Source organism: Sphingomonas sp. GW821-FHT03E12, from assembly GCF_059420685.1.
The window spans coordinates 218,474-232,917 of record NZ_JBWKUF010000005.1; the positions used below are offsets into that span (position 1 = coordinate 218,474).

Sequence of the window (14,444 nt, forward strand, 5' to 3'; positions counted from 1 at the left end):
AGATTCTAGGAGCTCTTCGGCCAGCTTTTCACCATGATCTCGCGCCGCGGCACCGGGATTTCGATGCCGTTCTCCTTGAACAGCACCCATAGGCGGTTGAGCACGTCCGACTTCACATTGCCGACGCCGCCTTCGGGATCGCTGATCCAGGCGAGGATCTCGTGCTCCACGGCATAGTCGCCGAAGCTGGTGAGCCAGACATTGGGCGGTGGGTTCTTGAGGACGCGGGGGCTGTCCGTCGCGGCCTGGAGCATCAGTTCCTGCGCGTGCTTGAGGTCGGTCTCATAACCCACCCCGACGGGGATCCGGACGCGGACGTTGCGGTCGGAGAAGGACCAGTTCTCCACCTCCTGAGTCATCAGGATCTCGTTCGGGATCAGATGCTCCTTGCCGTCGCGGGTGATGACGCTGACCGCGCGCACGCCGATCTTGTTCACCCAGCCGAAGCTGTCGCCGACCACGATCACGTCGCCGGGCTTGATCGACCGGTCCATCAGCAGGATGATCCCGGCGATCAGATTGCCGATGGTCTTCTGGAGCCCGAAGCCGATCGCGAGGCCGAATGCGCCCGAGAAGATCGCGAAGCTGGTGAGGTCGATGCCCAGCAGGTCGATCCCGAAGAAGAAGGCGACCACCACCACGACGATGCTCGCGATCTTCTGGAACAGCAGCTTCTGGGTCGGGTCCAGCCCGCGTGCCTGTGCGATCGAATGGCCTAGGATGCGGTTGGCCAGCCGGACGCCCGCATAGAGCGCCACCACGGTGACGATCAGCGTGGCGAGCGCGAGCAGCGACAGGCGGCGGCGGCCGAAATCGACGCCGATCCGGTCGAGCGTGGTGGTGATGACATCGAACCCGCCGATCGCATGGCTGAGGATCGCGACGAACACGATGGCGGCGGTGAGCCAGGCGACCCAGCGCGGCGTATGCAGGCCGCGCAGGAAGGAGAGCGTGAGTGCCGCGGTCGCCGCGCCCAGCGCGATGCCGAGCAGCAGCGCGGCGAACCCGCCCCAGGGCACGGCATTGGCAAGGATGGCGAGCAACAGTGCGGCAACACCGTGGCGCACGATCGTGTGCATGCGGTGCGCCAGCCCCTCGACATGGTTGCCGACGCGCTCCTGCCACAGCGAAGCGAGTTTGGGCCCCAGCCGCCTGCCTGCAAGCCAGCCGGCGCCAAGTGCGAGGATCGCGAGGCCGCCTGCGACCGCGCCTTCGATCAGCTCGGCATTGCTTGGCAGATCCACCCCGTTTGCGATGAGCCAGTTGGCGAGCGCGGACGGGATGGCCGGCTTCATGCCGCGGCCCGGAACCGGTCGAGCCCGGCGGCGAGATCGGCGATCAGGTCGGCGGGATCCTCGAGCCCGATCTGGAGCCGCACTGCGGGGCCTTCGGCCTGCCAGGGCACGACGGTGCGGATGCGGTCGGGATCGATGGGGATGGCGAGGCTTTCGAAGCCGCCCCAGCTATAGCCGATCCCGAACAAGTCGAGCCCGTCGATCAGCGCCGCGCGCGCTGCCTCGTTGCCGCCGCGCAGGACGAAGCTGAACAGGCCGGCCGGTCCCTTGAAGTCGCGCACGAAGAGGTCGTGGCCGGGGCATGAGGGCAGGGCGGGGTGGAGCACGCGTGCGACTTCGGGCCGGGTCTCCAGCCAGCGTGCGATCTCCAGCGCCGCCTCACCATGCTGCTTCAGGCGAAGCGCCATCGTGCGCAGGCCGCGTGAACCGAGCCAGGCATCGTCGGGGCTGGCGGTCTGGCCGAGCGCGAAGCTGGTGGCGCGCAGCTGCTGCCAATGTTCGGCGGTCGCGGTGACGCTGCCCAGCATCACGTCCGAATGGCCCACGACATATTTGGTGCAGGCGAGGATCGAGAGGTCGATGCCCTTCTCGATCGCCGGGAACAGCAAGGGCGTCGCCCAGGTATTGTCGAGCAACGTCATCACGCCGCGCGCCCTGGCCGCGGCGACGATCGCGGGGACGTCCTGCACCTCGAAGGTCAGGCTGCCCGGCGTTTCCATGAAGATCGCGCGAGTCCTGTCGGTGATCAGCTCCGCGATGCCGCCGCCGATCATCGGATCGTAGAAGCGGGTGGTGACGCCGAAGCGCTTGAGGAAGCCCGTCGCGAAGCTGCGCGTCGGATCATAGACGCTGTCGGCCAGCAACAATTCATCCCCCGGCGAAAGCACCGAAAGCAAGGCGGCCGAAACCGCCGCGACGCCCGACGGGTAGAGAAAAGTCGCCTCGGCGCCCGGCTCAAGCTCGGTCAGCGCTTCGGCGAGGCTCCACTGGGTCGGCGTACCGCGGCGGCCATAGAACAGGCGGTGATGCGTATCACGGCCTGCGCCGGCGCGCAGATCGGCGACGGTGTCGTAGAGGATGGTCGAGGCGCGCCACACCGGCGGGTTGACGATCCCCTGCGTCCATTCGGGCCGGCGGCCTGCGCCGACGACTCGCGTGCCGTCCCCCTTCTTGCTGTCTGAAGCACTCACGCCGCACCCGTCGCCTTGGGGGTGGAGGGATCGGCGCCCCATTGCGTCCAGCTGCCGTCATAGAGCGCGGCGGGATGGCCGAGCAGGTGGAGCGCGAACACCACCACCGCAGCGCTGATCCCTGAGCCGCAGGTGGCGATCACCGGGCGTTCGACCTCGATCCCCTCATCCTCGAACACCAGGCGCAGCGTGGGAACGTGCTTCCAGGTCCCGTCGGGATTGAAGAAGGAGGAATAGGGGATGTTGGCGCTGCCCGGGATATGGCCGCTGGCGAGCCCGGGGCGGGTCTCCGCTTCCTGACCCGTGAAGCGCACCGCCGAGCGGGCATCGACCAGCTGTTCGGCATGGCTGGTGAGGTTGGCGCGCACCTGATCGAGCGTCCGCACCAGCGCGGAGTTGGAGCGGACCGCGACGGTAGCCGGTGCCGGAGCCGGGTTCCCGCTGAGCAGCGGGCGGCCCTCGGCCTTCCACTTGGCCAGCCCGCCGTCGAGGATCGCGGCCTCGATCCCGAAGCTGCGAAGCATCCACCAGGCGCGCGTCGCGGTATGATGCGGGGCGTTATCGTAGAGCACGACCTGGTTCCCGGTCGCGACGCCGAGCGCACCCAGCTGCGCGGCGAACTGTTCCGCCGACGGCAGCATCGTCGGGAGCGGACTCGTCTGGTCGGCGATCGCGTTGATGTCGAAGAAGACCGCGCCCTGGATATGCCCCGCCACGAATTCCGCATGTGCGTCGCGGCCCTCGGCGGGCAGGAACCATGTGGCGTCGAGAATGCGGAGATCGGGGGCGGAGAGCTCGCCTGCGAGCCATTGCGTGGTAACCAGAGCGTCCATTTCCCCTTGGTAATCCGCCGTCTTTGCCGCGTCGAGTGGGGTAGGCGGGTCCCGCGGCCGGTTCGGCTTTGCCGAACCCGCCTCAAATCCCTAAATGGCGCGCATGAACCCCAAGCATCTAGGCCAGCAGAGCGCGCTCCCCGCTTCTCCCGAGGAAGCCGCGCTCGACTATGTCCCCAATCCGCGCACGGGCACCGACTATCTGGTGCGCTTCGCCGCGCCCGAATTCACCTCGCTCTGCCCGATCACCGGTGCGCCCGATTTCGCGCATCTGGTGATCGACTATGTGCCGGGCGAGACGATCGTCGAATCCAAGTCGCTCAAGCTGTTCCTCGGCAGCTTCCGCAACCACGGCGCCTTCCATGAGGATTGCACCGTCGGCATCGGTCAGCGGCTGTTCGACGAGATGAAGCCCAAATGGCTGCGCATCGGCGGATACTGGTATCCGCGCGGCGGCATCCCGATCGACGTGTTCTGGCAGTCCGGACCGGCACCTGAGGGTGTGTGGATCCCCGCGCAAGACGTGCCGGGCTACCGCGGACGCGGCTGAACGTTCGATCAGTCCGGTTCATCGCCGACTCGTCACGTTGCATTGCAACATGACTGCAACCATATTGAAATCCTGACGTTGGGGAGAACAGACAGGCGCCACCCGCGCCTATCCAATGTTGCTCATGCGAAGGATTTTGGGATGGCATCAGGCACGGACCTGCCGGCTCGAATCGATCACGTCGCGCTCATTGGTAACTTCCTTCCTCGCAAATGCGGCATCGCCACCTACACGACCGATACTCATGCCGCGCTCAGGGCGCGCTTTCCCGGTCTCAAGGTCGATGTCTGGGCGATGGACGATCATCCCGGCCGCTATGCCTATCCGCCGGAGGTCACCGGATCGATCCCCCAGCATGAGCGCAGCGCATATCTCGACGCGGCGGGCAAGATCGAGGATTCGGGCGCTCAAGCGATCTGGGTCCAGCATGAATACGGTATCTATGGCGGCGCGGCGGGTGAGCATCTGATCACCTTGCTCGATCGGACGACGCTGCCCGTCATCGTCACGCTCCACACCGTGCTCGAGACTCCTGACGACGATCAGCGCCGGGTGATGGATGCACTGCTGCGCCGCGCCGCGCGGATCATCGTGATGGCGGGCAAGGGGCACGAGATCCTGCGCCGCGTGCACGAAGTCGATCCGCGCAAGGTGGCGATGATCCCGCATGGCGTGCCCGACCGGCCGTTTGCTGCCCCTGCCGCGCTCAAGCCGCGCTTCGGCTGGGAGGGGCGCGAGGTGATCCTGACCTTTGGCCTGCTTGCGCCCAGCAAGGGGATTGAGACGGTAATCGCCGCGATGCCCGTGATCGTCGCGCGGCACCCGGACGCACTCTACGTCGTGCTCGGCGCGACCCACCCCAATCTCGTCGAGCGTGAGGGCGAGGCTTATCGCGACCGGCTTCATGCCCTCGCCGCGGAGTTGGGCGTCGAGCGCAATGTGGCCTTTATCGACGGTTTTGTCGCGCAGGAGGATCTGCTCGACTATCTCCAGGCAGCTGACATCTACGTCACGCCCTATCCCAATCTGGCGCAGATCACGTCGGGCACGCTGTCCTATGCGATCGCAGTGGGCAAACCGGTGGTCTCGACCCCCTATGTCCATGCGACCGAAATCCTTGCCGACGACCACGGCGTGCTGGTCGCGGCAGGCGACAGCGCGGGTTTCGCTCAGGCGATTACCGGCTTGCTCGACGACGATGACCGGCGCGGTTCGCTCGCCCGCCGCGCCTATGCGCGGGGCCGGACGATGATCTGGCCACGGCTTGTCGAAGCGGCGGTGGAGCAGATCGCCGGAGCCCTGCTCGCCCGGCCGAAGCGGATTGCCGCGGTCACCCCCGCGCCCGTCTTCGAGCAGCTCAAGCCCGATTTCCGCGCGGTCGAGCGGATGAGCGACACGACGGGGATGTTCCAGCATTCGATCCTGTCGGTGCCCGACCGGCATCATGGCTATTGCATCGACGACAATGTGCGCGCGCTGATCCTGATGCATCGCATCGACCCGCTCGACGCGAACCGGCGCGATTATTGGACCAGCGTCTATGCCGCCTTCGTCCAATATGCCTGGAACCCCGAGCGGCGGCGCTTCCGCAACTTCATGACCTTCGAGCGCAGCTGGTGCGAGGAAGCGGGGTCGGAGGATTCGAACGGCCGGACGCTCTGGGCGCTGGGCGTCACCGCGTCCGAGGCGCGCGAGGCGAAGTATCGCGAGTGGGCGCGGATGCTGTTCGATCAGGCCGCGGCGATCAGCTTCGAATTCGGCAGCCCGCGCGCACTCGCCTTTGCGATGCTCGGCGCCGCGGCGATGCTGGAGGCGCATCCCGGGCACACGCTGTCACGCGAGATTCTCGACCGGTTCGGCGGCGAGCTGATGGCGTTGCTTGCCGACTCGCGCCGCCCCGAATGGGAATGGTTCGAAATCGTGCTCGCCTATGACAATGCCCGGCTGCCCGAGGCGCTGATCCGCGGGGGGCAGGCGGTCGGCCGCAAGGACCTGTTGGCGTGCGGGCTCAGGACGCTCGAGTGGATCAACGCGCGCCAGACCGCGCCCGATGGCGCGTTCCGCGCGGTCGGTACCGACAGTTTCGGCCGGGCCTATGCCGACCCGCTGCCGTTCGACCAGCAGCCGCTGGAGGCACAGGCGACGATCGACGCCTGTATCGCCGCATGGGAAGCGACCGGGGCACAGCGCTGGGCGGACGCCGCGCTACGCGCCTATCGCTGGTATCTGGGGCAGAACGACCTTGGCCTGCCGCTTGCCACTGCGCGCGACGGCGGCTGTTTCGACGGGCTGACGCCGGGCGGGCTCAACCGCAATCAGGGGGCTGAGTCGATCCTGGCGCTCCAGCTGGCCAATTGCGCCATTTGCGCACTTTCAAAGCGCGCTGAAATCGTGGCAGGACCGCAAAAGGCAGTCGCGTAAGGACTGACGCGGCGCGTTTGAGCCGGGGGAACGATGCTCGACCTGTTCCAACACCCGTTACGGCTTCATGCGGACCCTTCGCGCGTGGTGGTGCGTCCCTTCCACATCGCCTGGGCTGCCGCGGCGAACGGCGCGCCGAGCCGGACCGAACGGCTGGTGAAGGCCGTGCTCGACATGTCGCCGGGCGAGGCGCGCGCGCAGCTGGAGACGGTGCTCAAGGATTTCGAGGCGCGCCACTGGCAGACGCGGCGCGTGTTCATGACCCGCTATGACGAGGTGGAAGTGCAGCTGGGGCTCGATGGCAGCACCATCGGGGACGAGAAGCGCCAGTTGATCGGCGCCTATTTCTGCCACGAATACAGCTATGCCGCCGCCGCGCTGATGAACCCCAGCGCGGTGCCGCACCACGATCAGAGCGGCATGCCCAAGGGGGCCTTGCGCATCCTGATGAGCCTGCGTGCGGTGGGGGAGGGGCATATCTCCTCGGTCGCGTTCCGCGAGGGGATCATCACCGACCGCAACGAGCTGACGCTGGCGCCCGAGCCGCCATTCTGCACCGCCGCCGATGCCGAGGGCGACGAGTTCGAGATGCCCGAAGGACAGGTGACCGTCTATCGCCACCGCGACTCGACATTGTCCGGCACATTGCTGTTCCCAATCACCCGCGCGCAATCGAACGGGCTGGAGGATATGCGGCTGACGCATTTCCGGCACGACGACGGCAGCGAGGAGTGGCTGGGCACCTATACCGCCTATAACGGGTCGCAGATCCAGTCGGAGATGCTGCGTACCCGCGACTGGCGCGAATTCGACCTGGTGCCGATGACCGGCAGCGCCGCGCGCAACAAGGGCATGGGCCTGTTTCCGCGCAAGGTCGGCGGCCGCTACATGATGATCGGCCGGCAGGACGGCGAGAATATCTATCTGATCGAGTCGGACCGGCTGACCCATTGGGACGGGGGGGAGAAGCTGATTACCCCCAAATATCCCTGGGAGCTGGTGCAGATGGGCAATTGCGGCCCGCCGATCGAGCTGGATGAGGGCTGGCTGATGCTGACCCATGGCGTCGGCGCGATGCGCAAATATTCGATCGGCGCGGCGCTGCTCGACAAGGACGATCCGTCAAAGGTGATCGGGCGGACGCGCGAGCCGATCCTGGCCGCGGCCGACCAGGATCGCGAGGGCTATGTCCCCAATGTCGTCTATTCGTGCGGCGCGCTGCGGCACGGGGACAGGATCTTCATCCCCTATGGCGTCGCGGACAGCTCGGTCGCCTTCGCGTTCGTGCCGATCAAGTCGTTGCTGGCAGTGATGTAGGCTGCCGTCATCCCGGCCCTGTGCCGGGATTCACGGTTTCGCATCGTCTGCGATCGAGCCTCTTGCGCAGCGCCCGCGTCCCGGTGGACCCCGGCACAAGGCCGGGGCTGACGACGATTTCGATTGTGCCGGTTACCCCTTGAACAGCCCGCCCAAGATCCCCCGCACGATTCCGCCGACGATGCCCGCGCCGGCGCCCGACTTCTTGCCGAAGATCGCCTTCGACACCTCGCCCGCGACGGCGCGGCCGGCGGCGGTGGAGGCGGACTGGGTGGCGGACTTGATTGCGCGGTTCCACGGATTGTTCGCTGCCTCGCGCTCGGCCGCACGCTGCGCCTGCGCGTCGAGCCGGGCCTGGCGATCGGCGTCGCGCTGCGCGGCGAGGCGCGCGCGTTCAGCCTCCTTGGCGAGGCGGGCGTCCTCCTTGGCCTGCGCCGCGGCGGCCTTTTCGGCATCGGTGGTCGCCTTGGCTTCGGCAGCAGCGGCGGCGGCTTCGCTCGCCTTGGCGGTCAGCAGCTCGTGCGCGGATTCGCGGTTGAGGAGCGTGTCATACTTGCTGCCGACGATGTCGGTATCGATCAGCACCTTGCGCTCTTCCGGCGTGACCGGGCCGACGCGCGAGCAGGGCGGCTTGATCAGCGTGCGCTCGACCGGCGAGGGCGCGCCGTCGGCCATGAGCAGCGAGACCAAGGCTTCGCCGACCTTCAATTCGGTGATCGCGGTCTCGACATTGACCCCCGGGTTGGCACGGAAGGTTTCGGCGGCGGACTTGATCGCCTTCTGCTCGCGCGGGGTGAAGGCGCGCAGCGCATGCTGGACGCGGTTGCCGAGCTGGCCGGCGACGTCCTCGGGAATGTCGATCGGGTTCTGGGTGACGAAATAGACACCGACGCCCTTGGAGCGGATCAGGCGGACGACCTGTTCGACCTTGTCGAGCAGCGCCTTGGGGGCCTCCTCGAACAGCAGATGCGCCTCGTCGAAGAAGAAGACGAGCTTGGGCTTGTCGGGGTCGCCGACCTCGGGAAGCGTCTCGAACAGCTCGGACAGCAGCCAGAGCAGGAAGGTGGCGTAGAGCCGCGGCGAGGCCATCAGCTTGTCCGCGGCGAGCACGTTGACCACGCCATGGCCATTGTCGTCGAGCTTGATGAAGTCGTTGATGTCGAGTGCGGGCTCGCCGAAGAAATGCGTGGCGCCTTCGCTGCGCAGCTGGAGCAGCTGCCGCTGGATCGCACCGACCGAGGTCTTGGCGACATTGCCGTATTTCGCGGTCAGCTCGTCCGCGCGTTCGGCGCAATGGACCAGCATCGACTGGAGATCGTCGAGGTCGAGCAGCAGCAGGCCGTCGTCATCGGCGACCTGGAAGGCGATGGCGAGCACGCCTTCCTGCGTGTCGTTGAGGCCCATCAGGCGCGACAGCAGCAGCGGCCCCATTTCGGAGACGGTGGTACGGACCGGATGGCCCTGCTCGCCGAACAGGTCCCAGAACTGGACCGGGGCGGCGGCGTATTTCCATTCGGTGTCGCCGATCTCGGCGGCGCGGGCGGCGAACGCCTCGTGCGGCTTGGCGGTAGCGGAACCGGCCATGCCGAGGCCGGAGAGGTCGCCCTTCACATCGGCGGCGAAGACCGGGACGCCGGCGCGACTGAAGCTTTCGGCCAGGCCCTGAAGGGTCACCGTCTTGCCGGTGCCGGTCGCACCCGCGATCAGCCCGTGGCGATTGGCCCGCTTGAGCACGAGCGACTGGCGCTGCCCGCCGCCCGCACCGGCTCCGATGAAAAGCTCCGTCTCACCCGTCATGCCGAACTCCCGAATTTCAGGAACCCAGCATAACGGGCAGAGACGCGCAGGTCAGCGCAAAATCAGTTAGAAATATCCACGGTAACATAACCACCGGCACCGCCGCGGCGGGTGACGTAGAGCAGCACCTGCGCGGCGCGCGACGTCTTGGCCTGACCGACGGCGGCGTTGAATTCCGCCGGGGTCGTCACTGGGGTGCGGTTGACCGATACGATCACATCGGCGCGCCGCACCTTCTGCGCCGCGTCGCTCGCCGGATCGACGCCGACGATCACGACGCCCTTGGTCGCCGGATCAACGCCGATGCTGCGTGCGATCTGCGGGGTCAGCGCAGTGACGTTGATGCCGGTCGAGGCAGCAGCGCTCTGCGTGCCCTGATCGTTGCCCTGCGCGCCGCCTTCTTCCGCATCCGGATCGAAGCCAGCGAGCTGCTCTTCAGGCGGACGGGTGCCGACGGTGAGCTGGACGGTCATCGGCTTGCCGTCACGCACCAGCTCGACCGGCACGCGGGTGCCCGGCCGCACGTTCGCCGCCAGGTACGACAGCGTCGTGTCCGGCGTGACGTCCTTGCCGTCGACCTTGGTGATGATATCGCCCTGCTTGATGCCTGCCTTGGCGGCGGCTTCACCGGGCTCGACGCGGGAGATCAGCTCGCCCTTGCCCTTGGGCACGCCGAACGACTTGGCGAGATCCTCGTCGAGCGGCTGGATGCCGACGCCGAGATAGCCGCGCTGGACGGTCGCGCCCTTCATCAGCGTATCGATGATCGGCTTCGCCTCGGTCGCGGGGATCGCGAAGCCGATGCCGACATTGCCGCCGGTGGGCGAGAGGATCTGCGAGTTGATGCCGATCACGTTGCCGTTGAGATCGAACATCGGGCCGCCCGAATTGCCGCGGTTGATCGAGGCGTCGGTCTGGATGAAGCGGTCGAGCGGGCCGCCCTGGCCGGTCACGCGATGCATCGCCGAGATGATGCCCGCGGTCACCGATCCGCCAAGGCCGAACGGGTTGCCGATCGCGACCACCCAGTCGCCGACGCGCGCGCGGTCCGAATCGCCGAACTTGACGAAGGGCAGGTTGCTCCCCTCGATCTTGAGCACGGCGAGGTCGGTCGCGGGATCGCGGCCGATCAGCTTGGCAGTGAATTCGCGGCGGTCGGGCAGCGTCACCTTGATCGATTCGACCACGGCGCCGCGCTGGCCGGCCGAGATCACATGGTTGTTGGTGACGACATAGCCGTCGGCCGAGACGATGAAGCCCGAGCCGAGCGATTCGGCCTGGCGCGTCACCGGACGGCCGCCCTGCTGACCGCCGAACAGCTCGCCGAACGGTGTCCCTGCGAACGGGTTGGTCTGCACCTGTACCCGCTGGGTGGTCGAGATGTTCACGACCGCGGGCTGGAGCTTGGATACCATCTCCGCGAAGCTCATCGGCGCACCACCGCGGGGTGCCGCGGCCTGGATCGCGCCCGGCTCGTTCTGCGCGGTCTGCGCGCCTGCAGGGTTCTGCAGGACGAGTGCCGCGCTCGCGCCGCCGATCAGCAGCGCGGAGGTGATCGCATATGCGTAGCGCACGGGGGAGGTTCCTTTGATTTTGCTTGGGGTCATCGGGCCTTTGCCGGGCTGGAGGTCAGTCATGTGTGTTACTCGCCTAGAATAGCTGAACGGCGATTGAATATGAACGAACCGAAAGGCGCCGGGGTCCATGGGATCCCGGCGCCTTCAGATTTCAGCGGCTGCGCCCTCGGAACTCGCGCAGATAGTCATTGTCGGGCGACAGGATGATCGAGGTTTCACCCTGTTTCTGGCGGGGATCGCCGATGAATGTCGTGCGGTACGACTGCATCGCGCGCCAGAAATCGTAGAATTGCGGATCCTTGTTGAAGCTCGCCGCGTAGATCTGCGCGGCGCGGGCATCGGACTCGGCGCGGATGATCTGGGCGTCCTTCTGCCCGTTGGCGCGGATCGTCGTCGCTTCCTGCTCGCGCGCGGTGCGCATCCGCGCAAGCGCCGAGTCGAGCGGGCTCCCGCTGGGAAGATCGGCATGCTTGATGCGCACGTCGACGATCTGGACGCCATATTGGCTGGCATAGCGCTGAAGGCCGACCTGGATATTGTCCATCACCGCGGTCCGCTCAGGGCTGAGCAGCGATGCGAAGGTCCGCTTGCCGAGTTCGGCGCGCAGTGCCGAGCTGAACAGCGGCTCGAGCTGATCAGCGACACGGGTTTCGGTGCCTGCGGTCACGACCATGCGCAGCGGATCGACGACGCGGAAGCGGGCGAAGGCGTCCACTTCGAGCCGCAGCTGGTCGGTCGAAAGCACCGGCTGGTTCTCAAGCTCGATGTCGAGCACGCGCTTGTCGACCCAGACGATGCGTTCCATCAGCGGCCAGCGGGCGATCAGCCCCGCGCCGGTGGTGCGGCCGAACTGCTCGCCCGGCTGCCACTGATTGATGGTCCGCACCGGCTGTTCGAAGCGCAGGATCACCGCCTGTTTGGTCTCGGGCACGATCGCGACCGTGCTGAGCAGCAGGAAGAGAATGACGAGGGCAAGGCCGCCGAGCAGGACGGGCCGGTTCAGGACACCGTTCATTGGGCGCCTCCCTGCTGCTGGGCTTGCTGGGCCGGCTGCTGAACCTGCGGCTGGGGAGTGCCGGCGCGCGCGGCGGGAAGTGGCAGATAGGGGGTCACGCCCTGCGCCTCGACGATGGTCTTGTTCGACTTGGCCAGCACGGCCTCCATGGTTTCATAGTAAAGGCGCCGGCGTGTGACTTCGGGCGCTACCTTGTACTGCTCGTAGATCTTGTCGAACTGTGCGGCTTCACCCTGCGCCAGCGCGATGATCTGCTGCGCATAGGCACGGGCCTGGTTACGCGCGCCTTCGGATTCCTGTTGCGCGGCGGTGACCTGCTTGAACGCTTCGTCGACCGCGCTCGGCGCGGCGGCGCCGCGGATCGAGACGCCCTGGATCCGGATGCCCGAATTATATTCGTCGAGGATCGCCTGGGTCGCCTGCTGCACGCGCGCCTCGATCACGGTACGGCCCGGGCCGATCGCGTCGTTGAGCGTCACCCCGGCGACCGCCGCACGCATCGCACTTTCGGCGGTGGCGCGCACGGTCTGTTCCGGCTTGGCGATCTGGAAGACATAGTCTTCGGGATTCTGGATGTCCCAGCGCACCGAATAGGCCAGATCGACGATGTTCTGATCCTGAGTCAGCATGAGATTCTCGCCGCTGGTTGCGGGGAAATTCTCGGTGCGGATCTGCTGGACGTTGAGCTTTCGCACGCTCGCGATCGGCGCGGGGAGGGTGAAACGAACACCGGGTTCGAGCGTCGAGGAATATTTGCCGAAGAAGGCGACCACGCCGCGCTGTTCGGGTGCGATGACGTGGAAACTGGTGAAGGCGATCCACAGCAGGAACAGGATGGCGATTCCGCCAAAGATCACCGGCTTGCCCGGCACGCCGCCGGGGAAGCCGCCGCCACGGCCGCCGCCACCGCCCTTGCGGGCGCGCTTCAGGAAATCGTCGAGGCTGGTGACGCTGCCGCGTCCGCCGCGCTTGCCCTCGGGCGGGAAGGCCCAGGGGTTGCGCGGACCGCCGCCGGCATCGTCGCCGCCGCCGCTTCCGCCGCCCTTGCCGGCGTCGCCGCCGTCATTGCCGCCCTTGCCACCGCCCCACGGACCCTGGGGGCCTTTGCTCTCGTTCGACAGCACACCCCAAAGGCCAGGGGCGCGCGCGATCCAACCGATCAGTTTCGCCATGACAGTCTTTATAAGGGCCGATCCGCGGATTTACAGTGGCAGGAAGCTTGTTTGATGCGGAATCGGCACCAGCCAGTGTGGGGTGAACAGCGCCCCGCGCTGTTCAGGCCATGCCGGGGGGCATGGCTGACCCCAACACTCCCCACCCGGCCTCCCAAAGCATATCCTGACTGGGTGGCCGGGTGGGGGAGCGGGCTGGTGCGGCTTTCGTTCGCCGCAAACTCGCCCTATCTGCGCGGCCATGACCGAAAAAGCCGAGCTTGAAGCCGTCCTTGCCCCCGTCGCCGCCGGGCGCGCCACCGTCAGGGTGGAGGGCGCGCGGGCGAGCATCATCCTCGACGTGACCGGGCTGCCCGAAGGTGCGCAGGATGCGCTCGAGGCGGATATCCGCAAGGCGGCGGCACTGCCGGGGATCGACGAGGTGCGAATCGCGCGGACTGCGCAGCGGCTGAATCGCAAGCTGATCGCGGTGGCGAGCGGCAAGGGCGGGGTGGGCAAGTCCACCGTCTCGGCCAACCTTGCGATCGGCCTCGCACGGCTGGGGCGGCGCGTGGGGCTGGTCGATGCGGACATCTATGGCCCCTCCCAGCCCAAGATCATGGGGATTGAGGGCCGCAAGCCCGAAGCGCACGACAAGAAGCTGGTGCCGCTCGCGACCCCCTTTGGCGTGCCGATGCTGTCGATGGGCGGGCTGGTGGCCGACGGCCAGGCGATCGCCTGGCGCGGGCCGATGATCGCTGGCGCGCTGACCCAGCTGGTCGATGCCAATTGGGGTGCGGCGGAGGCGCTGCTGATCGACCTGCCGCCGGGTACCGGCGACGTGCAGCTGACGATGATCCAGAAGCACCGGCCCGCGGGCGCGGTGATCGTCTCGACCCCGCAGGACCTTGCGCTGATCGACGCGACGCGCGCGATCGACCTGTTCGCCAAGGCCGGAATCCCGGTGATCGGCCTGATCGAGAATATGGCGGGCTATGCCTGCCCGCATTGTGGCGAGGTTTCCGATCCCTTCGGGCAGGGCGGCGCCGAGGCGGCGGCGGCGAAGCTGGGTGTGCCGTTCCTGGGGCGCATTCCGCTCGACATCGCGATCCGCACCGCGTCGGATGCGGGCACGCCACCGGTAGCGGGGAACGGCCCGGAGGCGGCGGCGTTCACTGAAATAGCCGGCCGGGTGAATGACTGGCTTGGCGCCAATAGTTGAAACGGCACCGGCCCGCTCCCCCACCCGGCCACCCATAGGATGCTGGCGCTGGGTGGCCGGGTGGGGGAGCGGGCCG

At 67.2% G+C, this 14,444-nt stretch carries 11 protein-coding genes; 4 read left to right on the top strand and 7 right to left on the bottom strand.

The genetic code is table 11. From position 1 onward, the window contains the following. Window positions 1–5 precede the first annotated feature (5 nt). Genes AC07TU_RS17700 through sseA form a run of 3 tightly spaced genes read right to left on the bottom strand, consistent with a single transcriptional unit; the run spans window position 6 to window position 3,318 of the window. A complete protein-coding gene (locus tag AC07TU_RS17700) occupies window positions 6–1,295 on the bottom strand; it encodes a mechanosensitive ion channel family protein (RefSeq protein WP_495189240.1) in 1,290 nt (429 codons plus the stop codon). Beyond that, window positions 1,292–2,527 (bottom strand): cystathionine beta-lyase, encoded by a 1,236-nt coding sequence (gene metC / locus AC07TU_RS17705; RefSeq protein ID WP_495189241.1) that lies wholly within the window; start codon window positions 2,525–2,527, stop codon window positions 1,292–1,294. Before metC ends, AC07TU_RS17700 begins: the two co-directional genes overlap by 4 nt. Then, window positions 2,482–3,318, bottom strand: coding sequence for a 3-mercaptopyruvate sulfurtransferase (sseA, locus tag AC07TU_RS17710; RefSeq protein ID WP_495189242.1), 837 nt, complete (start codon window positions 3,316–3,318; stop codon window positions 2,482–2,484). Before sseA ends, metC begins: the two co-directional genes overlap by 46 nt. Window positions 3,319–3,421: 103 nt before the next feature. Here sseA and queF point away from each other — a divergent pair, with 103 nt between their 5' ends. The 3 genes from queF to AC07TU_RS17725 all read left to right on the top strand — a co-directional run bounded on the left by queF (window position 3,422) and on the right by AC07TU_RS17725 (window position 7,606). Beyond that, the gene (gene queF / locus AC07TU_RS17715; protein ID WP_495189243.1) at window positions 3,422–3,868 is read left to right on the top strand and encodes a preQ(1) synthase; all 447 of its coding nucleotides are present in this window, start codon (window positions 3,422–3,424) and stop codon (window positions 3,866–3,868) included. A 141-nt stretch (window positions 3,869–4,009) separates the two neighbouring features. Then, window positions 4,010–6,289, top strand: a complete 2,280-nt coding sequence (locus AC07TU_RS17720; RefSeq protein ID WP_495189244.1) for a glycosyltransferase family 4 protein — start codon at window positions 4,010–4,012, stop codon at window positions 6,287–6,289. Window positions 6,290–6,322: 33 nt separating this feature from the next. Beyond that, the gene (locus tag AC07TU_RS17725; RefSeq protein WP_495189245.1) at window positions 6,323–7,606 is read left to right on the top strand and encodes a glycoside hydrolase family 130 protein; all 1,284 of its coding nucleotides are present in this window, start codon (window positions 6,323–6,325) and stop codon (window positions 7,604–7,606) included. A 132-nt stretch (window positions 7,607–7,738) separates the two neighbouring features. Here AC07TU_RS17725 and AC07TU_RS17730 read toward each other — a convergent pair whose 3' ends face one another. The 4 genes from AC07TU_RS17730 to hflK all read right to left on the bottom strand — a co-directional run bounded on the left by AC07TU_RS17730 (window position 7,739) and on the right by hflK (window position 13,167). After that, entirely contained in the window at window positions 7,739–9,403 is a 1,665-nt protein-coding gene (locus AC07TU_RS17730; RefSeq protein ID WP_495189246.1) for a helicase HerA-like domain-containing protein, read from the bottom strand. Between the two features lie 62 nt (window positions 9,404–9,465). Next, window positions 9,466–10,977 (bottom strand): Do family serine endopeptidase, encoded by a 1,512-nt coding sequence (locus AC07TU_RS17735; RefSeq protein WP_495189247.1) that lies wholly within the window; start codon window positions 10,975–10,977, stop codon window positions 9,466–9,468. Between the two features lie 154 nt (window positions 10,978–11,131). Further along, a complete protein-coding gene (hflC, locus tag AC07TU_RS17740; RefSeq protein WP_495189248.1) occupies window positions 11,132–11,995 on the bottom strand; it encodes a protease modulator HflC in 864 nt (287 codons plus the stop codon). Then, window positions 11,992–13,167 carry a protease modulator HflK gene (gene hflK / locus AC07TU_RS17745; RefSeq protein ID WP_495189249.1) on the bottom strand — a complete coding sequence of 392 codons (1,176 nt, stop codon included), beginning with the start codon at window positions 13,165–13,167 and terminating at the stop codon, window positions 11,992–11,994. Before hflK ends, hflC begins: the two co-directional genes overlap by 4 nt. A 241-nt stretch (window positions 13,168–13,408) precedes the next feature. Here hflK and AC07TU_RS17750 point away from each other — a divergent pair, with 241 nt between their 5' ends. After that, entirely contained in the window at window positions 13,409–14,368 is a 960-nt protein-coding gene (locus AC07TU_RS17750; protein ID WP_495189250.1) for an Mrp/NBP35 family ATP-binding protein, read from the top strand. The last annotated feature ends 76 nt before the right edge of the window (window positions 14,369–14,444 follow it).